The 22,244-nt window shown below is 45.0% G+C and carries 18 protein-coding genes and 3 tRNA genes; 12 read left to right on the forward strand and 9 right to left on the reverse strand.

Annotated features, from left to right (window positions below):
• Positions 1-229 precede the first annotated feature (229 nt).
• Positions 230-1,531, forward strand: a complete 1,302-nt coding sequence (locus L2717_RS10545) for a DEAD/DEAH box helicase (RefSeq protein ID WP_220772624.1) — start codon at positions 230-232, stop codon at positions 1,529-1,531.
• Between the two features lie 186 nt (positions 1,532-1,717).
• Here L2717_RS10545 and L2717_RS10550 read toward each other — a convergent pair whose 3' ends face one another.
• The gene (locus L2717_RS10550; protein WP_220772623.1) at positions 1,718-1,933 is read right to left on the reverse strand and encodes a TIGR02450 family Trp-rich protein; all 216 of its coding nucleotides are present in this window, start codon (positions 1,931-1,933) and stop codon (positions 1,718-1,720) included.
• Positions 1,934-2,215: 282 nt separating this feature from the next.
• On the opposite strand from L2717_RS10550, the gene L2717_RS10555 reads away from it, so the two are divergent.
• Both L2717_RS10555 and L2717_RS10560 read left to right on the forward strand, forming a co-directional pair.
• Complete coding sequence (locus L2717_RS10555) at positions 2,216-2,851, forward strand: DUF2913 family protein (protein WP_220772622.1); 636 nt, start codon at positions 2,216-2,218, stop codon at positions 2,849-2,851.
• Between the two features lie 134 nt (positions 2,852-2,985).
• Complete coding sequence (locus L2717_RS10560; protein ID WP_220772621.1) at positions 2,986-3,738, forward strand: substrate-binding periplasmic protein; 753 nt, start codon at positions 2,986-2,988, stop codon at positions 3,736-3,738.
• A 228-nt stretch (positions 3,739-3,966) separates the two neighbouring features.
• Here the strand turns inward: L2717_RS10560 and L2717_RS10565 are convergent, their stop codons facing one another.
• The 3 genes from L2717_RS10565 to L2717_RS10575 are packed head-to-tail and all read right to left on the reverse strand — an operon-like array spanning position 3,967 to position 7,277.
• The gene (locus tag L2717_RS10565; RefSeq protein WP_220775168.1) at positions 3,967-4,488 is read right to left on the reverse strand and encodes a YdhW C-terminal domain-containing protein; all 522 of its coding nucleotides are present in this window, start codon (positions 4,486-4,488) and stop codon (positions 3,967-3,969) included.
• 5 nt (positions 4,489-4,493) lie between these two features.
• Positions 4,494-6,617 carry an aldehyde ferredoxin oxidoreductase gene (locus L2717_RS10570; protein ID WP_248938043.1) on the reverse strand — a complete coding sequence of 708 codons (2,124 nt, stop codon included), beginning with the start codon at positions 6,615-6,617 and terminating at the stop codon, positions 4,494-4,496.
• A 15-nt stretch (positions 6,618-6,632) separates the two neighbouring features.
• On the reverse strand, positions 6,633-7,277 hold the full coding sequence (locus tag L2717_RS10575) for a 4Fe-4S dicluster domain-containing protein (RefSeq protein ID WP_220774944.1): 645 nt from the start codon (positions 7,275-7,277) through the stop codon (positions 6,633-6,635).
• 354 nt (positions 7,278-7,631) lie between these two features.
• Here L2717_RS10575 and L2717_RS10580 point away from each other — a divergent pair, with 354 nt between their 5' ends.
• The 6 genes from L2717_RS10580 to L2717_RS10605 all read left to right on the forward strand — a co-directional run bounded on the left by L2717_RS10580 (position 7,632) and on the right by L2717_RS10605 (position 13,725).
• Positions 7,632-9,986: an OmcA/MtrC family decaheme c-type cytochrome gene (locus L2717_RS10580; protein ID WP_220774943.1), complete on the forward strand. Its 2,355-nt coding sequence runs from the start codon at positions 7,632-7,634 to the stop codon at positions 9,984-9,986.
• Between the two features lie 385 nt (positions 9,987-10,371).
• Positions 10,372-11,880: a carboxypeptidase M32 gene (locus L2717_RS10585; RefSeq protein ID WP_220773578.1), complete on the forward strand. Its 1,509-nt coding sequence runs from the start codon at positions 10,372-10,374 to the stop codon at positions 11,878-11,880.
• Positions 11,881-12,030: 150 nt separating this feature from the next.
• Positions 12,031-12,528, forward strand: a complete 498-nt coding sequence (locus L2717_RS10590; RefSeq protein WP_115406098.1) for a GNAT family N-acetyltransferase — start codon at positions 12,031-12,033, stop codon at positions 12,526-12,528.
• Entirely contained in the window at positions 12,525-12,875 is a 351-nt protein-coding gene (locus tag L2717_RS10595; protein ID WP_220773565.1) for a DMT family protein, read from the forward strand. The genes L2717_RS10590 and L2717_RS10595 overlap by 4 nt, the downstream gene beginning before the upstream one ends.
• 29 nt (positions 12,876-12,904) lie before the next feature.
• Positions 12,905-13,162 (forward strand): DUF2960 domain-containing protein, encoded by a 258-nt coding sequence (locus tag L2717_RS10600; protein WP_076496516.1) that lies wholly within the window; start codon positions 12,905-12,907, stop codon positions 13,160-13,162.
• A 53-nt stretch (positions 13,163-13,215) separates the two neighbouring features.
• Positions 13,216-13,725, forward strand: coding sequence for an RDD family protein (locus L2717_RS10605; RefSeq protein ID WP_220773566.1), 510 nt, complete (start codon positions 13,216-13,218; stop codon positions 13,723-13,725).
• A gap of 81 nt (positions 13,726-13,806) precedes the next feature.
• Here L2717_RS10605 and lptG read toward each other — a convergent pair whose 3' ends face one another.
• The gene (gene lptG / locus L2717_RS10610; protein ID WP_220773567.1) at positions 13,807-14,865 is read right to left on the reverse strand and encodes an LPS export ABC transporter permease LptG; all 1,059 of its coding nucleotides are present in this window, start codon (positions 14,863-14,865) and stop codon (positions 13,807-13,809) included.
• Positions 14,862-15,974 (reverse strand): LPS export ABC transporter permease LptF, encoded by a 1,113-nt coding sequence (lptF, locus tag L2717_RS10615; RefSeq protein ID WP_248938044.1) that lies wholly within the window; start codon positions 15,972-15,974, stop codon positions 14,862-14,864. The genes lptG and lptF overlap by 4 nt, the downstream gene beginning before the upstream one ends.
• A 243-nt stretch (positions 15,975-16,217) precedes the next feature.
• On the opposite strand from lptF, the gene pepA reads away from it, so the two are divergent.
• The 3 genes from pepA to L2717_RS10630 all read left to right on the forward strand — a co-directional run bounded on the left by pepA (position 16,218) and on the right by L2717_RS10630 (position 21,376).
• Positions 16,218-17,726, forward strand: coding sequence for a leucyl aminopeptidase (pepA, locus tag L2717_RS10620; RefSeq protein WP_220773569.1), 1,509 nt, complete (start codon positions 16,218-16,220; stop codon positions 17,724-17,726).
• A 237-nt stretch (positions 17,727-17,963) separates the two neighbouring features.
• The gene (locus L2717_RS10625) at positions 17,964-18,467 is read left to right on the forward strand and encodes a DNA polymerase III subunit chi (RefSeq protein WP_220773570.1); all 504 of its coding nucleotides are present in this window, start codon (positions 17,964-17,966) and stop codon (positions 18,465-18,467) included.
• Positions 18,468-18,487: 20 nt separating this feature from the next.
• Complete coding sequence (locus tag L2717_RS10630; protein WP_220773571.1) at positions 18,488-21,376, forward strand: valine--tRNA ligase; 2,889 nt, start codon at positions 18,488-18,490, stop codon at positions 21,374-21,376.
• A 375-nt stretch (positions 21,377-21,751) separates the two neighbouring features.
• Here L2717_RS10630 and L2717_RS10635 read toward each other — a convergent pair.
• From L2717_RS10635 to L2717_RS10645, 3 genes are all read right to left on the reverse strand, one after another.
• A tRNA-Arg gene (locus L2717_RS10635) sits at positions 21,752-21,828 on the reverse strand.
• A 102-nt stretch (positions 21,829-21,930) separates the two neighbouring features.
• Positions 21,931-22,022: transfer RNA gene (locus tag L2717_RS10640), tRNA-Ser, on the reverse strand.
• 45 nt (positions 22,023-22,067) lie between these two features.
• Positions 22,068-22,144: transfer RNA gene (locus tag L2717_RS10645), tRNA-Arg, on the reverse strand.
• Positions 22,145-22,244 lie beyond the last annotated feature (100 nt).

Genomic DNA, 22,244 nt, shown 5'->3' on the forward strand with positions numbered 1-22,244 from the left:
GATAAAACGCCAAAACACTAAAAAATTCAGGTTTTAACCGGAATTTTTGCTATACTCCGCGCCCGCCATTTTTCTTATAAATCTGTGTGGAAGAATGAGCTAGCCTAGCGTCTACTGTGAAGCCTAAGTGATACTGATATCAATAAATCTCAGTCGGCAAAACAGCAAAAAGCGGCTTTAGGTGCTTGAATGTTTGAATGTTTGAATAAGTAAATGACAGGAATCCAAAATGAGATTTGAATCTTTTAGTTTTTCCCCCGAGATTTTGCGCGCTATCTCAGATTGCGGTTATCAACAAATGACGCCTATTCAGCAGCAAGCGATACCTGCTATCCGCCGCGGCCAAGATGTTTTAGCCAGTGCGCAAACAGGTACGGGTAAAACCGCTGCCTTTGCCCTGCCGATTCTGCAAAAGATGGTTGAAAAACCAAGTGAAACGTTAAAGTCTAATACCCGTGTATTAATCCTTACGCCGACCCGTGAACTTGCCGCGCAAGTGGCTGATAACGTTGTTGCTTACTGTAAATACCTAAACTTCAGTGTATTAACCATTTATGGCGGCGTAAAAATAGAGACTCAAGCGCAAAAGCTAAAACGCGGTGCAGATGTGATTGTTGCCACGCCAGGCCGTTTACTTGAGCACCTTACTGCCTGTAACTTAAGCTTATCAAACGTCGACTTTTTAGTCCTCGATGAAGCTGACCGCATGCTAGATATGGGCTTTAGCGCCGATATTCAAAAAATTCTACAAGCGGTAAATAAAAAACGCCAAAATCTACTGTTCTCAGCCACCTTCTCAAGCGCGGTGAAAAAACTCGCCAACGATATGATGGTCAAACCATTAGTCATCAGTGTCGATAAGCAAAACACCACAGCTGATACCGTTAGCCAAGTGGTTTATCCGGTTGAGCAGCGCCGTAAACGCGAATTATTATCTGAGCTTATCGGTAAGAAAAACTGGCAACAGGTATTGGTATTTACCGCAACCCGTGATGCCGCTGATACCTTAGTGAAAGAATTGAATTTAGATGGTATTCCATCTGAAGTGGTCCACGGTGAAAAAGGCCAAGGTAGCCGCCGTCGTGCCCTACGTGAGTTTGTGGCAGGTGATGTGCGCGTACTGGTTGCCACCGAAGTTGCGGCGCGCGGTTTAGATATTCCAAGCCTTGAATACGTAGTCAACTACGACTTGCCTTTCCTCGCAGAAGACTATGTACATCGTATCGGTCGTACGGGCCGTGCGGGTAAAACAGGCGTTGCAATTTCATTTGTAAGCCGTGAAGAAGAACGCACTTTAGCCGATATCGAAAAACTTATCGGTCAACAGATTCGCCGCGTAACTGTGCCAGGTTATGAAGTCGGTAGCCGCGAATTACTGTTAAAACAACTGCAAACTCGTCGCAGCTTTGCTAAAAACCAACAAAGAACTGACAACGTTGGCGCTCAAGTTACTGCAGAGAAAAACATGCAAGGCCGCCGCGTAAAAATGAAGGTGGGTCAAGCGCCTAGCAAAGTAAAAAAGCTTAAGTAATCGCAAAACGGATGGGGTAAAGCCAATGGCGTTTAAGCCCATCCCACATGTTTTAGTCAAATCGGCCACAACAACTGTTGTGGCCGATTTTTTATAGTGATATTTCTCAAAATGTGCTCGCCGTAATGCTGAGTCAATATAAACCATAAAAGCTCTGCTAAAAAACATCGAATCGAAATATCTCTGCTATTTCCAACCTTGAAGCCAATGGGTTTTATCTTTTAAATCAAGCCAGTTTATCGGTATTACTCGTTTAGACATCACAGCTTCAATTGAACATGAGACAACTAAGCCTTCCTCATCGAATTCAATTTCTGTAATTAAAAAATGTTTCTCTTTATGGGCCGGTTTTACCGCAGTCCACTTACTGTTGAGTAATTTTTTAGGGTTAATTTGATTCATTAAAACTCCATAAAACAGTCGAGTTAACGTTGCACTTATCCTATCAGACTGCCTATACGCTATTTTAGGCACAAGGGATCTCTCATAAACGCCGTTAATAGTAAGCATATAATGCTATTGCATTGAATATTCATAAGGAGTTAGTCACTGCAGAATAATCAATATCGGTTTTAGTGGCACTTTGCTAAACTAGCCCCGCCGCAATCCAAGCGTTCGAGCTCAGCATCATTTATGCTGATGGTTCAAACAGATAACATCACTTCAGCCCGCGGCGGAGCCATAATGAATTCTCAAACCTATAACCAAGTTGTGCTGGAGCTCGCCATTGCGGGCCTTGCCGATTTAACCGCCTCAGCACAAACGAAAAAAGCCCAACGCACACCTGCGCAGGAAAGCCATTTTTTGTGTAATTGGATGGTCGAATCCTTAAAAGAAAAACGTTTTTCTAAACTGGTTGCTGACGACCTAACAGCGTGGATCCGCTTAGCCCGCAGCCAAGGTGCAGGCGCTGAACTCAAACATTTATTAGAAAGAATTGTGTATCAATATCAGGCTATTGAACAAACTGAGCCCGCCTTAGGAATAGGTTTGAATGCCATGCTTGAGGAACTAAAACAGGCACAATGGCTAGTCTTTACGGATACTGACATTACTGCAAAACTTAAGCTCGATGGCGATGGTCAATCCAGCTTAGTGATTGATGCAAAAGAATTTAGCCAACATATCAAAGATAATCAGCTGGTAAAGCCAATTAACTTATATGTCCGTGCCGACGAACAACAACTGACGCGAATTGCGTTATCCCATGGCTTACTGCTTAGCCAAAGCAATAAGAAAACTAGCTTAATTAAACATCATAAAACTTATCGAATTTATCCCCACAATCAACAACCTGCCCTGTGCCAGCTATTAGCATAAAGTATAATTACTTAATCTGTTGAAATGCTTGAATATGACTTGTGTGATAAAAGAAGCATTTTATTCACATAAGTCAGGTAAGATGAACACAAAATTATGCTGAGAGACATCAAGATAACAGGGATGAGGACAAGATGGTTAAGCGAGGTTTACAGTATAAACACTTAATTCAATTCGCTTTATTGATCCTTTTTTTGACTCAGCAACAGGCCTTCGCACAGTCGCTTAAATACAATATCACTGGCTCTTACTCTTGGTATCCTTACTTTATTGATCATCAAGCAGAGGCACCGGGGATGATCGCAGAACTGATCCCAATGATTTTATCATTAGCTAAAGTTGAAGCTGAAATCCTCGACTTACCACCTAAGCGCACCAACAATGCTCTTGAAACGGGTCTACTCGACTTTGATATTGTCAGTCCGAGCTGGTTTGCAAAACAAGATTTAGGGCCGCTATTTGTTAAATCTACGCCCATCATTCAAATCACCGAATATGTGGTCACACTGCCCGAAAACCTGAGTCAATATCGTGATATCAACCAGATAAGAGGTAAAGAAGTAGGCACGGTGCGCGGCTATTTATACCACGACGATCAACATTTTATCCGTGCCGACTTTGCTTCCGAACAAGAGCTGCTCAAAGCTTTAGACAAACACAGAGTCAAAGCCATTATTGCGGGTAATTATCCTGCTCTGTATTGGTCGACTCAGCTAGGGATCCCTGTGGCACTTGCGGCGGTACATTCCGATGGTGATTTAGTATTTCGATTACGTAAAGAACACGCTGCTCTACTTCCTGCTATCAATCAAGCTATAGCGACCCTTAAGGCTAATGGAAATATTGATAAGATCATCAAAAAGTACACTCAAACTCAGATAAGTTAATATAAACAAATAAATAGGGTAAAATATAAGGCTAGGTCACCCACAATACCTAGCTCAAATTATAGGTTAAACCACTCACGATAAAAGCTATTTGATATGTTAATAGCCAAAAAGATTGTCCCAGCAATGCTGCGTCAATAACGTTATTGATTCATATACCTTTGAGTAACACGTTCTCTTAATAACAAAAAAGCGCCCGAAGGCGCTTATTAATAGAGTAATTTAACCTTAGTTTGACCATTCACAGGGATCGTAATTGGCAAGCACGGCTGCATAGCTATGACTTAACCCTTGAGTCGAGTAATAGTAACCTTGCCCCTGGTTATCCTGCGCATAATGTATATCCTCAGCACCTGGCTGCTGGGGCAATTGTTGACGTAAATGGCATAGTTTCGGCTCATCATAAAAATAAGGCGCAAACGTTAATACGCTCTCTAGATACACCTCAGTATGGCGGCAACTATTGCGACGAATTTGCGCGATAACCGCCTCAAAAGCCTCACCTCGCTCGAGCGCCAACCACTGCTCCGCATAGCGTTCAACAATACTCCTATCAGAATAAAAGAAATATTTTTCACCCGATAAACGCATCTGCACATCCACATAATCTTCTGTAAGGATGAGGTTAATGTAGCGATGAATCGTCTGCTCGCTATCCCACTCCAGTCCAGCTACGGCGGCGATTTGCTCCGCCGTAACCAAACGTCCGTGTTGACTAAATACCCTGATATAACCCACTAGTTCAATCATTGTTTTCAACCGGGTAATAGGCCTCGCGCTGCTAATCTATCAGCGACAAACCCTAAACTAAACTTATCAAGCGTGGCTCGAGTCGGCGCACCTGTCTGGATATCCCAACCAAACGCTTCATAGAACATATCTAATGAAGTTTGCATATCCGCACGATCCATCTTGATGGTGCCCTCTTGGCCAAAGTTTTTATCTGGATCCATGTCATAAACCCAGTCGCTGAGCACATCGTGTTCTTCACGCATATTACTTTCATTCATCTGCAATATGGTTAAGGCACGGTGTAAATGTAAAACTCTCTCGGCCTTGAAATCTAACTCAGTTTCACTGGTTTCAATCCCAGTGACTAAGCTAAACATTTGCGACTCGATAGTACTATCACCCTCATAATTCCGGTTTTTATCGGGCGAGGCTAATAACGGGAACATCCAGTTACACAGTGTCAACGAATCATGTAATACGTTTTTCACCAAAGACCATTTGGCAAAACGCACCTTTGCAGCATTGATTGGGGTATACCAGTTCACCTTATCAAAGGCGCCCTCACCCCATTTTCTCTCGGCAATGGCTGCCGTCATATCATGGGGTAGCCCACTGTTAACAATGTTAATGTGCGAATGACACTGAGCATCACGGTTAAACACTACGTTGATTAATGTGCCTACCTGCCCCGCGGTTTCACTCGCATGGTGCACTGCTGCGTTAGTTTTTTTATTAAAAACCTTGGTTTTACTTTCTTTATGTATGTCCCAATAACCTAATGCGGGATTGGTACCATCCAAGCCCCAACGTTCAATTAAGTCATATAAACCATCGGCCATGTGAGAGATTTCACCTTCTTTAAAGGCAATTCGGCGATAAAAATCGATCAAAAAAGCAGGGTCTTGATTATCCCAAAGCGCCCAAGGAATGCTGTTGTATTCATCTTCTGGTAATAAATGCTTAAACATATCATTGGTTTTTAAAAACTTAAAAATATGAGAAATCAAACCGTAGTTACACCAAATACCATAATCATCGAGAATTTGAGCCCCCAACACGCCCGCCATCGCATGTGCTTCAGTGCCATTCTTGGTTCCCATCAAATATTGAGGCACAAGGAATCCCATGCAGACATTGGAGATATGCTCAGATTTACGATTGTATTTGCTTTTTAATTCAGGAACTTTGAGCTCACAAAAACAACGAATAGGGCATGAATGACAACCGCCGGTACGCTTCATCCATTTGTTGGCATATTCCACTCCGATATAGCTTTCTGCCATCGAGGTACGAAAACCAATACGATTACGTTCATTCCACGGCACTTCACCCAAGTCGATTTCTTGATCGGCGGCGCCCCACTTAAGGCCGGGTCTGGATTTCCAACGGCTGATTGGTGCTGAGTATTCGGCCCAAGATTGTGGAGTAGAAGGCACTACACCGTTATTATTGGCACCGATAATGCCTAAAATATGGTCATCTAAAGCGCGCATTTTTTCATTACTGGCGGCGATTTTGACCGCGCCTGTACCAATAATACCAATCCCTTTACAATTCTTTGAGCCCATAACCGAGCCATGACCACCAGCAGAATGCCCGCCTTGAGTCATGATGACGGACAAGGGAACTTGATTTTCACCGGCTTGACCAATAGCTGCAACCTGCGCATTAGGCCCCATCATTTGGGCTATCATGGCGTGGGTATCAAAAATACCTTTTCCCCACAAAGTATCAGCAGGTTCGATGGTGACTTTATCATCGACAATTTTCAGCCACACAGGTCGACTCGCCTTGCCTTCTATTGCTATTGCATCGAAACCGGCAAATTTCATCGCTGGCGAAAAATGTCCACCAAAGTGACCATCGGCAATAAGATGTTTTTCAATAACGGGGCTACGGGAAGTAATTGTTGTTCGGCCAGTACAAATAACACCTGAGCCCGATAATGGTCCAGCAGAGAACACTATTATATTTTCAGCATCGGTAGCTTTAATATCATCCTTATGATCATCCCATAGTATTTTATATCCAATACCCATGCCGCCAATATAGTCGTAATATTGTTCAATGGGTTCATAAACAATAGAGCTAGTCGTTAAATTAACGCGAAGTACTTTACCTGCCCAACCACCTATTTTATTACTCATTATATTTCCCTCAATTTAAGAAACTAAGCCGGTATATTTTTCATATTGTTCTAATGCAGCTTCGGCTTCTTCCCAAGGATAAAATTTAATTGCCCCTGTTGGACAAACTTGAGCACAAGCAGGATTTCCATTGCATAAATCGCATTTAACGGCTTTCATTTTACTGCGAACAACTTTAATCACTTGCTGCGGACATTTATCAGCGCAATAGCCACATCCAACACAGCGCTCTTCATCAATAATTTTAGCGCCTGTGAGTGGATTGGTTGAAATGGCCTGTTGCGGACAGACTTGGGTACAAACTTCGCATTGACGACAAGTTGCTGGTACTACAGTGCCATCACCGCACTCACCGTGTTGTGTCTGATAGTCAAATTGCACACCATGTGGGCCAAAGTTCATATTACGTTCGACTTTTACCCGCGCCAGTGTAGGGCTGCAATCCCCCTCATGGTTCCAACTACAGGCGATCTCACAGCGGCGGCAACTTACACACATCACAGGGTTGACGACCATTAATCCACCCGCCATGACCTCTATAACTTCTGGACTGCTATTATCACTACCACAACCAGTAAGAAAACTAATCAGTGTTCCGTGATAAACAGTACCGACAGCAACGCCCATACTGCTTTTAAGTATTCCTCTTCTAGTTATCATATTCGATCCTTTATTAGTCAAAGCAATATAATTAAAATATGCATACACTTTGATTCCCGACAACTTATGCTAGAGTAATATCTGTAATTATTTTATATCTGCGTCACACTTACCCATATTGGGTAATGATTAGTTTGAGTTGCGTGACTTTTATCATAACCCTGTTATTAACAATTAATAATTCCAAATTTCATAAACTGAAATAACGCCCCACTTCAAACTAAGCTAATATAATTAGATATTGCTATTAAAAATGATTAGTTTTATATCGTTAGACTAATAACTGAGTTAATATTTTAAACGCATACATTCCGATTAGAGTCCCGACAGAATCTAATTAAAAAGGAATGGAAAATGATGAAAATGAATAACCGTTCTCAATGGAAGGTTTTTACACCCATTGCCATTGCCGTTTGTCTAATGACAGCGTGCTCCGAGGGCGATGATGGTAAAGAAGGCCCACCTGGAACTATCAGTATCAGCATAGAAAAAGCGGATACGCTCCAAGCAACAATCGACAAAGTCACTATTGATGCTCAAACTCAAGTACAGGTTGATTTTTTCCTCAGTAATGCCAATGGTATTGCCGTCACTGGACTCGAAAGCCTTAAGGAATTAGATACCTTAAGCTTAGGTATCGCCAAACTGGCACCGCCGCAAGATCACTATAAAGCCACTCAGACTACAGTAGGCTTAGCCACTGGAAGCCTGTCTGTCACGGGCACTACCGATGCTGCTCTACAATGGACCAGCTATATTAATAACCAAGTTGAACCTGCGATTAATTCACAGGCCAATGCTAAAACTCAATTTCAAGCGGGTATCGAGAGCAATTGTAAAACGACGTGTTTAATCTCACTCGGTGAAGGTTTATACCGTTATACCTTCAGCAAGCCACTGACAGGCTACCCTCAATTTGCAGGGCTCGATACGCAATATACGCCAGAGCTTACCCACAGGATTTATCTAGAGTTAAAACCATTGGCGACCAGCCTAGCCAACACTCAATTGATCAACAGCGTATATGATTTTGTGCCCACAACAGGACAAACCGTTGCGGCAGATATGGGCCGTAACGTGATAGCACCTGAGCAAGCGTGTTTTCGTTGCCATAGTGACAATCTGGCGAATACCGATACTCGTTTGTTGATGCACGATGGGAAACGTTTTGCCTATGAAGGTTGCGTTGTTTGTCACACGACTTACTCTGGCGATCCTGAAACAGGCAATAGCTTAGATATGGCCACGTTGACACACCAAATCCACCAAGCTAAATACCAAGTTGTAGGTTACAAGGGACAGTTATATGACTACTCAAATGTGACCTTTCCGGGCGATATGAGCCAGTGTCAGCAATGTCATATTCCCGGCGCAGCGGCTCAAAGCGACAATTACAACATCCCCAGTAAAACGGCCTGCCTTGACTGTCATACCCAGCAAATTCCCGCTAACTGGAATGGCACTGTGGCAGGGTTATTCCACGATAGAGAAATCTTCGCCAACGCTTGGTCAATGAGTTGTAGCGGTTGCCATCCTGATAGCAATAATCCCCAAGGTGTCGGTCTGTTTCACAATGCCGCAGTCAATACAGCCTCTAAACTGGCGAGCGATTACCAAGTCAAGTTACTCAATTCGCAGCTCAGTGTTGAAACTCAAACCCTTGAAGTTACATTGCAAGTGCTGCAACTGGATCAACTTCCCGCGACTCAAGCGATGATTAAATCTTTCTGGTTGATTGCAACGGGTGAAAACCATCGCACCGACATGCCTGTTAATAATGGTCAACGCAAAGTGTGGGATTTATTGGCAACCACAGCCGATGTAGCCTTAAAAATTACCGGACCTAATCAAATAACAGTCACAATCACAAATCTGTCGACAGCTGATTTTGGCGATTTAAGCCAGTCGCAGCTCTACAGTAAACTGGTACTCTGCGCCGATAAAAACACCGGGTTTACCGTTAACTGTAATGTGGCGAATCAAGATGTGAGTCTTAGTGCAGTAAATACATTAACTCTGCAAGGTCAAGCCGTTACGGCAAAAACCAAAGTGAATGAATCAGCCTGCCGTCAATGTCATGATCAAGGACTAGAGGATAGAGTCCTATCTGCGCATCAAATGAAAGGGATTTTTGAGCCCAATAGCAGCTGCGGTACCTGCCATGCTCCGCAAACGTCAACGGCGCTCACTGATAGGCAATGCCAAAGTTGCCATACTAATGATGCAGTTATGTATCTCAATGCTAATGTGATGCATGCCTCTGGGGCCAGCCAAATCAAGCCCTATCGCACTATCAACAATACCTTGAGCTACAGGGAAATGGTGCATTCACTGCATGCAGGAACCCGCACTGTGGTTGGTTTTGGCAATCCGCGCCCTGAACTGACCTACCCTAATGCCAAAAATAATTGCAGTACTTGTCACAGCGCAGGGCAACTCGACCTTGCCGAACTGAGTACGCAGCAATCCCTGCTTGTTGCAGCGCCGGGGGCTACCAACATTGGCCAAGTAGCTGAATACTCACCGACATTGGCAACCTGCACAGCTTGTCACGCTCAACTAGATAGCTTAGTGGTTCATGCGCGTAGCTTTGGCGGGGTGTATCAAAGTGATGCCAGCGGGGGTCGAATTTATCAATCGGGACAAGAGTCATGCGCTACCTGTCATGCAGAAGGTCGCTCATCGGGGGTCGATAAGGTACACCAATAAGCTGTTAAGTTTTACCTAGTCCCAAAAGGCGCTCGTTATAAAGCGAGCGCCTTCGCCTTGAGTCAAAATATTTTATTTATCATGCCCTAATGATCACATCAAATGACGACACTTTAAGCCTCACAAACAGTAACGGCTAAAATTTAATATTTGGTTTTCACACCGTTAAGCAGGCCGACTCCCCTCTATCAAGGTTTAAGCGTTATTAACGCTAAACGGTTCATCAGTTAATCAGCCTACATTTACTACCAAAGCGATAGCGGCGAGTGTCTAGCGCCGTGCTACCTTTAAGGTTTTAGTGTTATATGATTTTGGCTTCGTTGTATTATCATTCTGTTATTGTTATTTATTTGCGCAGGGTTTTATGCCCTTGAAGGAAAATCAAATGGGCACACAGCTTAAGCCTCAAGTACCAATACCACGTTACGATAAACTGACAGCACACTTTCAGAAAATCTCTCACTTTGAACATTTCAGCGCTTTAGGTGATTGGGATCAAGCGGCCATGATGCCCATTGGCGGCGGTAATGATCGCGGTAATGCAATGGCAGAACTGGCGCTGCATATCCACACACTCAAAACCTCAGACACCTTAGCCGAGCATTTACATGGCGCTGCAGAAGAAGTACTCACTGCTGAGCAACAAGCTAATCTGCGGGAAATGCAGTACCAGTATCAACAGGCAAACCTAGTGCCAGGCTGCCTTGTACAAGCCAAAACCAAAATGGCCTATCAATGTGAGAATGCATGGCGCGAGCAGCGTAAAAATAATGACTGGCAGGGCTTTAAACCCAATCTAAAAGCGGTTATTGAGCTTGCTAAGGAAGAAGCGCAGATCCGCAGTGAAGCCCAGAAGATTTCTCCCTATGATGCCCTGCTCAATAAATTTGAGCCGGGAATGACCACCGCAAAATTAGAGCAAACCTTTGGTGGACTTAAAGATTGGCTACCAACACTCATCCAAGAAGTGCTGGCTAAGCAGGCAAACGAGCCTAAGCTTGTGCTCAATGGTCCCTTCGATATTAGCGCGCAGCAAGCCCTTGGCCGTGACGTAATGACATTTCTGGGGTTTGACTTTAATCATGGCAGGCTAGATATGAGTAGCCACCCATTCTGCGGCGGCGTGCCAAGCGATGTACGCATAACGACTCGCTACAACGAGGCCGATTTCAGTAGCGCGATTATGGGCATAGTTCATGAAACTGGCCATGCCAGATACGAACAAGGTTTACCTCAAGCGTGGCGCGGTCAACCCGCTGGGCTTGCACGTTCTATGGGCGTACACGAAAGCCAAAGTCTATTTTGTGAAATGCAGCTCGGGGCAAACTCGGCATTTTTACGTCAGTTGCAGCCTAAAATCGCGCAGCATCTTAATTGTGATTTTAGCGCCCAAGAATTAGCCCAGCATTACACCCGCGTAAATCCCGGACTTATTCGCGTCGACGCAGATGAAGTCACCTACCCCTGCCACATTTTACTGCGTTTTGAGGCGGAAAAAGCCTTTATCGACGGCAGCTTAACGGTTGATGACTTACCTGATTTTTGGTCGGCGCAGATGCAACAATTACTGGGGATCAATACCGATGGCAATTATCGCGACGGTTGTATGCAAGATATCCATTGGGCTGTAGGTGAACTTGGATATTTCCCTAGTTACACCTTAGGCGCCATGTATGCTGCCCAGTGTCGTTTTGCGATGGAAAAAGCCTTAGGGCCGATTGAGGCTTTAATCGATGCTGGCAAGCTGGAATCGGTATTTCAGTGGCTGAGCAAACATATTTGGTCAAAGGGATCCTTGCTCACAACAGATGAACTAATTCAGCAAGCAACGGGTGAAACCTTAAATAGTCAATATCTTGAGCGTCACCTGCGCCAACGATATCTAGGTATTTAGCCGTTATGCGTGAGAAAGCACTGAAAGCTCAGTTTTAATGGGTTTTTAAGCGCTATATATTGCCGCTCAAACCTGCATTTTAAAGCCGCTTGAGGTTATAATGCCGAGCTTATTTTAAGAGAGATATATTGAGCGGGATAAATATCGGCCATGTTACTGCGAGCAATCACCCCACAGGATTGGGATGCTATTTTAAACATCCAAGATGAGTGTTACTCACAACTGGATCCTGAGCCATTGCATGTGCTGCAGAGTAAATGGCAGGTATCGCCTCAGTCCTGTTTTGTGTTTGAAGTCGATAACGCGGTTGTGGGTTATTGTTTGGCGCATCCTTGGACCGTCAATATGCCACCAGCGCTTTATCAGCCCATTACCCATTTACCTAAGGCTGATACTTTGTATCTGCACGATATTGCGATTTCAGCAAAAGCCCAAGGGTTGGGTGCTGGTGCTAAAGCACTCACCCGTTTAACATTACTGGCGGATCGCTTTAATCTTAATTCCTTATCTCTCGTTGCTGTACAAGGCGCCGACAGTTATTGGCTTAAAATGGGCTTTAAACCTCAGAGCATAGATAAATGTCTTGGCAGTTACACTGACGATGCCATGTATATGATTTATAAAATTAATCATAGAGATGAAAGATGAATCCAACCCTGACCACTATTGGCTTACTCTGCCTAAGCAATATCTTTATGACCTTTGCTTGGTACGGACATTTGAAAACCTTAGGCTCAAAACCTTGGATTATCGCCGCCTTAGTGAGTTGGGGTATCGCCCTATTTGAATACTTGCTGCAAGTGCCCGCTAACCGTATCGGTTATACGGTTATGAATCTCGGCCAGTTAAAAATTTTACAAGAAGTCATCACCTTAAGTCTGTTCGTCCCCTTTGCCTATTTCTACATGAAAGAGCCCTTGAAGCTCGATTATCTATGGGCAGGATTGTGCATATTAGGTGCTGTATATTTTATTTTTAGAAGTAAATTTAATTAATTTCAGACTTATTTCAGGAGAGCTCCCCCATGGCCCGTCAAGTCACTTATACCTTTAAAGGTAAGATTAAAACTATCGCCTTTAGCTACGATAAACACCACGATTTATATGAAGCGGTTGCCGAAGCTGAAGGCATCGATTTAACCCAATTTTTAGCGATGGAACAACAGGTCGCCATGACATCTCGCAAAGGTGCAAAGGCAGAAAAAGAATTCAGAAAAGTAGAATTTGCCCGCTTTGGCTTTAGCAATATCCACTTTGTTAGAGATGAAGAACCCGAAGCCTAAGCAGGTTATTGATTTTTGTATTCGCTTTAAGCACTTTAAAACAGGACACTGTGATGCTCAATACCGAACATGCTAACTTTCCCCGCGCGGGGTTCTTACGCCGCTTAGGCGCTGCTGTTTACGATTCAATGTTAGCCATAGCGGTTTATATGGTTGCTGGCGCCGTGAGTTTTGGAGTTTTTTACGGCCTTACAGCTTCAGGACTAGCTGGCATGAATGGCTTTGAGCATGTCTCTGAGGCGCTCAACGGCACGCCGATTTACCTGTTCATTAATCAACTCTGGCTGGTCTTGTGTGTTGGCACTTTTTACGCCTTATTCTGGAGCAAAGGTGGCCAAACCTTAGGTATGCGCGCTTGGCGCCTTAAAGTGCAGCATCCTAACGGGCAAAATTTAAGCCTGATCACCGCCTATGCGCGTATTGTTTGGTCATTGCTCGGCATTGGTAATCTGTGGATCCTCATCAGTGGTAACAAGCTTGCCCTGCAAGATAGCATGACCCGTTCAGAAGTGGTTGTGCTGTCTAAAGAAGCCAACCAAATGCGTAACTGGCACGGCGCGTAAGTGAAGTTTCAGAAAATTAGCCCATAAAAAACGACGCATTTGCGTCGCTTTTTATGGGCTAAATTCAGAGTAATAGCAACATCATCGCCGGATAAAGTAAAAGGCAATCCCAGTAAACAATAAGCTCGGCGCAACAGCCCCTACGTAAGCGGGTAACTCATACACCATGCTCATGGGACCAAAAATTTCGTTACTGATATAAAAGCTAAAACCTGCCACAACCCCAAGTAATACCCGCGCACCCATAGTTACAGTTCGTAGCGGGCCAAACACAAACGACAACGCCACTAACATCATTACGGCAACAGTCATTGGCTGCATCATCTTGCGCCATAACGCGAGCTCATAACGGCTAGGATCTTGGCTGTTCGTTTTTAGATACTCAAGATAACCGACCAGACCACGAATCGATAACGCTTCAGGTTTAACCGATACCACACTGAGCTTATCTGGGGTTAAACTCGATAGCCATTGTTCTTCGTCGTGGTGTTCTAGAATGACTCTGTCATAGCTTAAATCGGTACGTTTCACATCAAATAGACGCCAACTATTCTCAACAAAAACCGCGCGTTCAGCATGCACTACGTTAGTGAGTTTTAACTCACTATTAAACTTATAGAGTGTAATATTGTTGAGTTTGTCTATCTTTTCAACTTCACCAATATTAACGAAAAAATCGCCATCTTTGGCCCAAATCCCACGATGGGATTTAATTAAACTCCCGCCAGAAAGTTTAATCGCCTGTAGTTCATTGGCCTTTTGCTCCGCAATGGGAGCGCCCCATTCACCTAATGCCATAACCAATAACATTAACGGCACTGCGGTTTTCATCGCCGACATAGTAATCTGCAAACGGGACATACCCGATGCTTGCATCACCACAAGTTCCGAGTTCGATGCCAACATTCCCATGCCAATCAACGCGCCCAGCAACACAGCCATCGGGAAAAACATTTCAATATCCCGTGGCACTAAAAACAACACATAAATCCCCGCATCCATCATGCTATAGGTGCCGCGCCCCACTAAACGCAGTTGGTCAACCCATTTAATAATGCCCGACAAACCCGTCAATACCAGCAAACAAAGCGCTGAAGTGCTTAACAATATCCGCGCGATATAAAGGTCTAAAATCTTCATGCCGCCACCTTCTTATGGGTAAATAATCCCGATAGATGGCTAAAGATAGGTCGATCTTTCCCCAGCAGAAAAATCCCCATAAAGAGCGCCGAAACATGGATCCACCACATTCCTAAATACAGTGGAATAATGCCATCTTGTAATGCCTTACGTCCCGCGACCATCAAACCAAAATAGCCAAGGTACAGTAGTATTGCGGGGAACATTTTAGCGAATTTACCTTGGCGTACATTCACTCTAGCTAGCGGCACAGCAATCAAGGTCATGATCGGAATAGCCAGCGGAATCGCTAAACGCCAATGAAACTCTGCAACCGCTTCCGCGCCTTCAATTTTAACTAGCTCATCAACGGGCAGTGCCGATAATTTACGCCGACGCTCATCGATTTGCTGCTCTTTGATTTGCATGTTGTAGCCAGCAAATTCAAGCACTTGATAGTCTTTCAAACGAGGGCTACCCTGATAACGCACGCCATCGTTCAAATTCAGTTGTTGCGCACCAAAACTGTCTTCCTGAACACGTCCACCCTTAGCCACGACTACGTTAGCGACCCCGGTTTCGTCATCGGGATCGGGTAGCTGTGCGACAAACACTTTCTCTAATTCGTTATCCTTGCCAATACGCTCTACAAACAATACTGCGCGGCCATTGGGACTCGCTTGAAAACGCCCTTGCACTAAAGCCGCAAGCCCAGCTTCAGATTGGGCTTTTTCGAGCACTTGGTTTTGCCGCTCTTCAGCCCAAGGCGCGACATAAAGGGACAAATATCCAGTAAGTAACATATTGATTACAGCAAGAATTAAGGTCACTCGGGTGACATACCACTCGCTAACACCAACACCGTGGAGAATGACCATCTCATTTTCAGAATACATACGGCCATGGGCCAGTAAAATCCCCAAAAATAAACTTAAGGGTAGAACTAAAATCACCAGATAAGGCAAGTTAAGCCCGATCAAAGTCATGATTAAGGAGGCAGGGAAATCACCATCGGAGGCATCGGCCAATATGCGTACAAAATGTTGGCTAATAAAAATAGTTAACAGCACTAAAAGCACTGCAACTTGTGCCTTTAAAACTTCTCGAATTAGGTATTTAAATACAATCACAGGCAGGTTCCGGTCTCTAAACTTATCTTTTTGCTGGTAACAGACTAACTTTCATGTAAACTGACTACTTTTGATAGTTTTCTGACCAACTTCAGGGGTTATAGGTAAACTTAACGTCACTAAATACGTGGCTTAAGCGCCGAGAATAAATCACCTTTGGAGTAGTAACTTAGGCCCTTTTCGGGACAAGCAGACATTATCTAATAAATATAAAAATTTGTCTTTAAGAATCTAGGAGTGCTCATGGAGTTTAGCGTAAAAAGCGGTAGCCCCGAAAAACAACGCTCAGCCTGTATCGTGGTCGGTGTTTATGAACCCCGACGTCTATCAGGTATCGCAGAGCAATTAGATAAAATTAGCGAAGGTTACATCAGTAACTTGTTGCGCCGCGGCGATCTGGAAGGCAAACCTGGCCAGATGTTATTGCTGCACCACGTTCCTAACGTATTGAGTGAGCGTGTATTATTAGTGGGTTGTGGCAAAGAACGAGAACTAGACGAACGCCAATACAAACAAATCATCACTAAGACAATCAACACCCTTAACGAAACGGGTTCAATGGAAGCCGTGTGCTTTTTGACTGAACTGCACGTTAAAGGACGCGATACCTACTGGAAAGTACGTCAAGCAGTCGAAACCACTAATAGTAGCCTTTACAGCTTTGATGCCTTAAAAACGCGTAAAGGTGAAACACGCCGTCCACTGCGTAAATTAGTGTTCAATGTCCCCACTCGCCGTGAGTTAACCTTAGGTGAGCGCGCCATCGAGCATGGTATGGCAGTATCAGCCGGCATGCACTTATGTCGCGATGTGGCCAACATGCCACCTAACATCTGTAATCCAGCCTATTTAGCTTCTCAAGCACGCCAAATGGCTGAAATACACGACACACTGCACGTTACCACTATCGGTGAAGAGCAAATGGCCAAACTGGGCATGAACTCATACCTTGCAGTCGGTCGCGCCAGTGCCAACGAATCCATCATGACGGTGATGGAATACAAGGGCGCTGTCGATAACACAGAAAAACCCATTGTATTAGTCGGTAAAGGGTTAACCTTTGACTCTGGTGGTATTTCATTAAAACCTGGCGAAGCCATGGATGAAATGAAGTATGACATGGGCGGCGCAGCGGGTGTTATTGGCACCATGAAAGCCATTTGTGAAATGAAGTTACCTATCAACGTTGTCGGTATTCTTGCGGGCTGTGAAAACATGCCAGCGGGTAATGCTTACCGTCCAGGTGACATTCTGACCACTATGTCAGGCCAAACCGTTGAAGTATTAAATACCGATGCTGAAGGTCGTTTAGTGCTGTGTGACGTTTTAACCTATGTTGAGCGTTTCAATCCTGAATTGGTTATTGACACAGCAACACTAACAGGCGCCTGTGTGATTGCCCTTGGTAAACATGCTTCAGGTCTGTTCTCATCGCATAATCCACTGGCACACGAGCTATTAAGCGCAGGTGAGCAAAGTGGTGACCGCGCATGGCGCATGCCATTGTGGGATGAGTATCAAGATATGCTCGACAGCCCATTTGCTGACATGACCAACTTAGGTGGCCGTCCAGCGGGTGCAATTACGGCAGCGTGTTTCCTTTCGCGCTTTACTAAAAAATACAACTGGGCGCACCTAGATGTAGCTGGCACAGCATGGAATAGCGGAGCTAATAAAGGTTCAACAGGTCGTCCTGTGCCAATATTGACTCAGTTCTTGATCAATCGTGCTGGCGTTGAAGCAGGCGAATAACCGACTATCGGCTCTTAGCTTGTTAAAGACTCGATGAATTAAAGGCGAAGATAAAAAATCTTCGCCTTTTTTATTTCATGTTGAAAAGCCATTCCTGACTTGAGTTAAAAAAACTGAAAAATAATGATTCATCAAACCTAAACCCAAGCTTCACCCAAGCATTAACCCATACTCACTTTTAGTGTAAACTGCTGCTTTGGTTCGCCACGAAAACAAGTGAAGTAAGGCATTGAAATCATGACTCAAGTGCTGTTTTATCTCATGCCGCCGGTGGTATTGTCTGCCAAGGCTATGACAAATTCGCCCGTTGTAACGGCAAACACCAACCCTGCACTTTACGCAATGCATCTTTTAGCTTGCCAGCTAGCGCAGCAGGCTTTTGTGAAACAACAATGGGTGTACATTCATTGCCAAGACAAGCAGCAAGCCCATGTTATTGATGAATTATTATGGCAATTTGAACCCAGTGCGTTTGTCCCTCACAATCTCAAGGGTGAAGGCCCGATGACGGGATCGCCAGTTGAAATTGGTTTTGATCGCATCGGCGCCAACAAAAGTCGGCAAGTTCTGATTAATCTTGCAGACCAAGCGCCTCCATTTGCGGTAAACTTTGGCCACATCATCGATTTTGTTGCCAATGACGATCAGCATAAAGCGGTCGCTCGCGAACGTTATCGACAGTATCGCGGCTTAGGGGTCAATTTACAGACCCAAGACTTAGCAACACATCCACTTAATTAGTTTGAGACAGACACGTTCCCATGGAAAAAACATACGATCCGCAGTCCATCGAGCAAACTCTTTACCAAAACTGGGAAGAGCAAGGTTACTTCAAGCCACACGGCGATGAATCCCAAGGCAATTATTGCATCATGATCCCGCCACCCAACGTGACGGGCAGCTTGCACATGGGCCACGCCTTCCAAGACACCATCATGGATACCTTAACCCGTTACCAACGGATGAAAGGCAAAAATACCCTATGGCAAGTCGGTACTGATCATGCAGGTATTGCTACCCAAATGTTGGTTGAGCGTAAGCTTGAAGCCGAAGAAGGCAAAAATCGCCATGACCTAGGTCGCGATGCCTTTATGGATAAAGTGTGGGAATGGAAAGCGCAATCGGGCGGCACGATCACTAAGCAACTACGTCGTATGGGCGCTTCAGTTGATTGGGATCGCGAGCGTTTCACTATGGACGAAGGCTTATCCAAGGCCGTGCAAGAAGTGTTTGTGCGCCTGTACGAAGACGAGTTGATTTATCGCGGTAAGCGTTTGGTCAACTGGGATCCAAAGCTGCACACGGCTATCTCTGATTTGGAAGTGGAAAGTAAAGAAAAGCAGGGTCACATGTGGCATCTGCGTTATCCACTGGCTGACGGTGAACTGACCGCCGAGGGTAAAGACTATTTAGAAGTCGCCACCACGCGCCCTGAAACCATGCTTGGCGACAGTGCCGTTGCCGTGCACCCTGACGATGAGCGTTATCAATCGCTTATCGGCAAGTTTATTCTATTGCCGATTGTTAACCGCCGCATTCCTATTGTCGCTGACGATTATGTTGATATGGCCTTTGGTACGGGTTGTGTAAAAATAACCCCAGCCCATGACTTTAACGACTATGAAGTCGGTAAACGTCACAACCTGCCCATGTTCAACGTGCTGACCTTAGATGCCGCGATTCGTGCAAGCGCCGAAGTAGTGAACTCTGACGGTACCTTTAACAAAACGCTTGATGGCAGTCTGCCTGAACGTTTTGCCGGACTTGACCGTTTTAAAGCGCGCGATGCTATCGTCGCTGAATTTGACACTTTAGGTCTACTCGAAAAAATTGCGCCACACGCCTTGAAAGTGCCTTACGGCGATCGCTCAGGTGTAGTTATCGAGCCAATGCTGACCGACCAATGGTATGTTGCTGTGGCGCCAATGGCGAAAACAGCTATCGAAGCGGTTGAAAATGGCAGCATTAAATTTGTGCCGCAGCAATACGAGAACATGTACTTCTCGTGGATGCGTGACATTCAAGACTGGTGTATTTCGCGTCAATTATGGTGGGGTCACCGCATCCCTGCTTGGTACGACGAAAATGGCAAAGTCTATGTCGGCCGCAACGAAGCCGATGTACGTGCTAAGCACAATATCAGTGATTCAATGGCACTACGCCAAGACGAAGACGTACTGGACACTTGGTTCAGCTCAGCCCTGTGGACATTTTCCACCTTAGGTTGGCCTGATAATTTAGAAGATTTAAAAACCTTCCACCCAACCGACGTGTTGGTGACAGGTTTTGACATCATCTTCTTCTGGGTAGCCCGCATGATCATGATGACCATGCACTTCATCAAAGATGAAGACGGCAAGCCACAAGTTCCGTTCAAAACGGTCTACGTAACCGGCCTTATCCGCGATGAAGTGGGTAACAAGATGTCAAAATCTAAGGGTAACGTACTCGATCCATTAGATATGATTGACGGTATCGAACTTGAAGCGTTAGTTGAGAAACGTACCGGCAATATGATGCAGCCACAACTGGCCGCCAAGATTGAAAAGAGCACCCGCAAAGAATTTGCCGAAGGTATCGAAGCCCATGGCACAGATGCACTGCGCTTTACGCTTGCAGCAATGGCATCAACGGGTCGTGACATCAACTGGGATATGAAGCGCTTAGACGGTTACCGTAGCTTCTGTAACAAGTTATGGAACGCCTCACGCTACGTGCTGATGAACACAGAAGATCAAGATTGCGGCCCAGGCTCACCAGAGCACAAAGGCGGCGAGATGGAATTATCGCTGGCCGATCGCTGGATTATCGGTTTATTTAATCAAACCGTTAAGACCTTTGACGACCACATGGCTGCCTACCGTTTCGACTTAGCGGCCAATACCCTGTATGAGTTCACATGGAACCAATTCTGTGACTGGTACTTAGAGCTGACAAAGCCGGTATTGCAAAATGGCAGCGAAGCGCAAATGCGCGGCACTCGCAACACCTTAGTGACAGTGCTTGAAGCCCTGCAGCGTTTAATGCACCCTATGATGCCTTATATCACTGAGACCATTTGGCAGCGCGTTAAACCGTTAGCGGGCGTATCAGCACCTAAAGGTGGCGATACCATTATGTTGGCGCCGTTCCCTGCATTTGATGCTGCAAAAGTAGATAGCGCAGCGATGGCCGACTTAGAGTGGGTTAAGCAAGTGATTACCGCGGTACGTAACATTCGCGCTGAGCTCAATATTGCTCCTTCTAAGCCGCTAAATGCCCTATTACGTGGTGTTAGTGCGCAGGATAAGGCCCGTATTGAAGCAAATCAAACCTTCTTCACCACCCTTGCTCGCTTAGAAAGCATGACTATTCTGGCTGACGGCGAAACAGCGCCTATGTCAACTACAGGCTTGATTGGCGAAATGGAGCTACTTATCCCTATGGCTGGTTTAATTGATGTGGCCGCCGAAATGGCGCGTATCGATAAACAGCTTGAAAAGCTAGGTCAAGAGATTGCTCGTATCGAAGGCAAGTTATCTAACGAAGGCTTTGTGGCTAAAGCGCCGCCAGCGGTTATCGATAAGGAACGCGCTAAAATGGGTGAGCTAAAACGCGATATGGACAAGCTCAACGAGCAAAAAACTGAGTTTGCTAAGCTAGAAGCTTAATTTACTCACTTGCTTTAGTTCAGTGTTAAATGAAGAGCAGCCATTAGGCTGCTTTTTTGTACTCACGGTTCAATGAATACACATCGCCAATGGCACCATAAAATCGTTCCTTCGCATAAGATCGCTATCTGCCACGTTAATAACTCCATTAACGTCTTGCTGTGATTAGATAATCCACTTAGAGTCTATCAAAGGGTGCTCTGCGCCAATATTAAGTCTCAAGCTTATGCTGGTAACTAGCATGCCTATAACTAACCCTGAGCAATCAACAGGGCTATTACCAAGCAACTCCATGTCATCGTTACCCAGCTGCATAAACCGAACAATTAAATGCCAATAAAAAAGCCCTGCAATTGCTTGCAGGGCTTATCTATATGGTGCGCGTGGAAGGAGTCGAACCTCCGACCGCCTGGTTCGTAGCCAGGTACTCTATCCAGCTGAGCTACACGCGCAAAATCGTGTTCTACTTGCTAAAGTAGTTTTCAAGATTAAGTCTAAACTAGCACTTTTTATCTTGTAAAAGCATTCTATTCATCTCGACTAAAAGAATAGAATGGCGGAGAAGGAGGGATTCGAACCCTCGATGGGAGTTAAAGCCCATACTCCCTTAGCAGGGGAGCGCCTTCGGCCACTCGGCCACCTCTCCGCATTTAACGCTTTACATTAACAAGACTTATCTCATTAACGGTATTGGTGCGCGTGGAAGGAGTCGAACCTCCGACCGCCTGGTTCGTAGCCAGGTACTCTATCCAGCTGAGCTACACGCGCATGTTAAATGGTAAAACATTAGTACGACCGTAATCATACTAACTTAAATTGGTGCGCGTGGAAGGAGTCGAACCTCCGACCGCCTGGTTCGTAGCCAGGT

Origin of the sequence: Shewanella glacialipiscicola (assembly GCF_023283485.1) — a bacterium.
GTDB classification, from domain to species: domain Bacteria; phylum Pseudomonadota; class Gammaproteobacteria; order Enterobacterales; family Shewanellaceae; genus Shewanella; species Shewanella glacialipiscicola.

Bases quoted from the DNA above. Each gene is read 5' to 3' on its own strand.
- L2717_RS10545 (WP_220772624.1), top strand. From the start codon at position 230: ATGAGATTTGAATCTTTTAGTTTTTCCCCCGAGATTTTGCGCGCTATC.
- L2717_RS10550 (WP_220772623.1), bottom strand. From the start codon at position 1,933: ATGAATCAAATTAACCCTAAAAAATTACTCAACAGTAAGTGGACTGCG.
- L2717_RS10555 (WP_220772622.1), top strand. From the start codon at position 2,216: ATGAATTCTCAAACCTATAACCAAGTTGTGCTGGAGCTCGCCATTGCG.
- L2717_RS10560 (WP_220772621.1), top strand. From the start codon at position 2,986: ATGGTTAAGCGAGGTTTACAGTATAAACACTTAATTCAATTCGCTTTA.
- L2717_RS10565 (WP_220775168.1), bottom strand. From the start codon at position 4,488: ATGATTGAACTAGTGGGTTATATCAGGGTATTTAGTCAACACGGACGT.
- L2717_RS10570 (WP_248938043.1), bottom strand. From the start codon at position 6,617: ATGAGTAATAAAATAGGTGGTTGGGCAGGTAAAGTACTTCGCGTTAAT.
- L2717_RS10575 (WP_220774944.1), bottom strand. From the start codon at position 7,277: ATGATAACTAGAAGAGGAATACTTAAAAGCAGTATGGGCGTTGCTGTC.
- L2717_RS10580 (WP_220774943.1), top strand. From the start codon at position 7,632: ATGATGAAAATGAATAACCGTTCTCAATGGAAGGTTTTTACACCCATT.
- L2717_RS10585 (WP_220773578.1), top strand. From the start codon at position 10,372: ATGGGCACACAGCTTAAGCCTCAAGTACCAATACCACGTTACGATAAA.
- L2717_RS10590 (WP_115406098.1), top strand. From the start codon at position 12,031: ATGTTACTGCGAGCAATCACCCCACAGGATTGGGATGCTATTTTAAAC.
- L2717_RS10595 (WP_220773565.1), top strand. From the start codon at position 12,525: ATGAATCCAACCCTGACCACTATTGGCTTACTCTGCCTAAGCAATATC.
- L2717_RS10600 (WP_076496516.1), top strand. From the start codon at position 12,905: ATGGCCCGTCAAGTCACTTATACCTTTAAAGGTAAGATTAAAACTATC.
- L2717_RS10605 (WP_220773566.1), top strand. From the start codon at position 13,216: ATGCTCAATACCGAACATGCTAACTTTCCCCGCGCGGGGTTCTTACGC.
- lptG (WP_220773567.1), bottom strand. From the start codon at position 14,865: ATGAAGATTTTAGACCTTTATATCGCGCGGATATTGTTAAGCACTTCA.
- pepA (WP_220773569.1), top strand. From the start codon at position 16,218: ATGGAGTTTAGCGTAAAAAGCGGTAGCCCCGAAAAACAACGCTCAGCC.
- L2717_RS10625 (WP_220773570.1), top strand. From the start codon at position 17,964: ATGACTCAAGTGCTGTTTTATCTCATGCCGCCGGTGGTATTGTCTGCC.
- L2717_RS10630 (WP_220773571.1), top strand. From the start codon at position 18,488: ATGGAAAAAACATACGATCCGCAGTCCATCGAGCAAACTCTTTACCAA.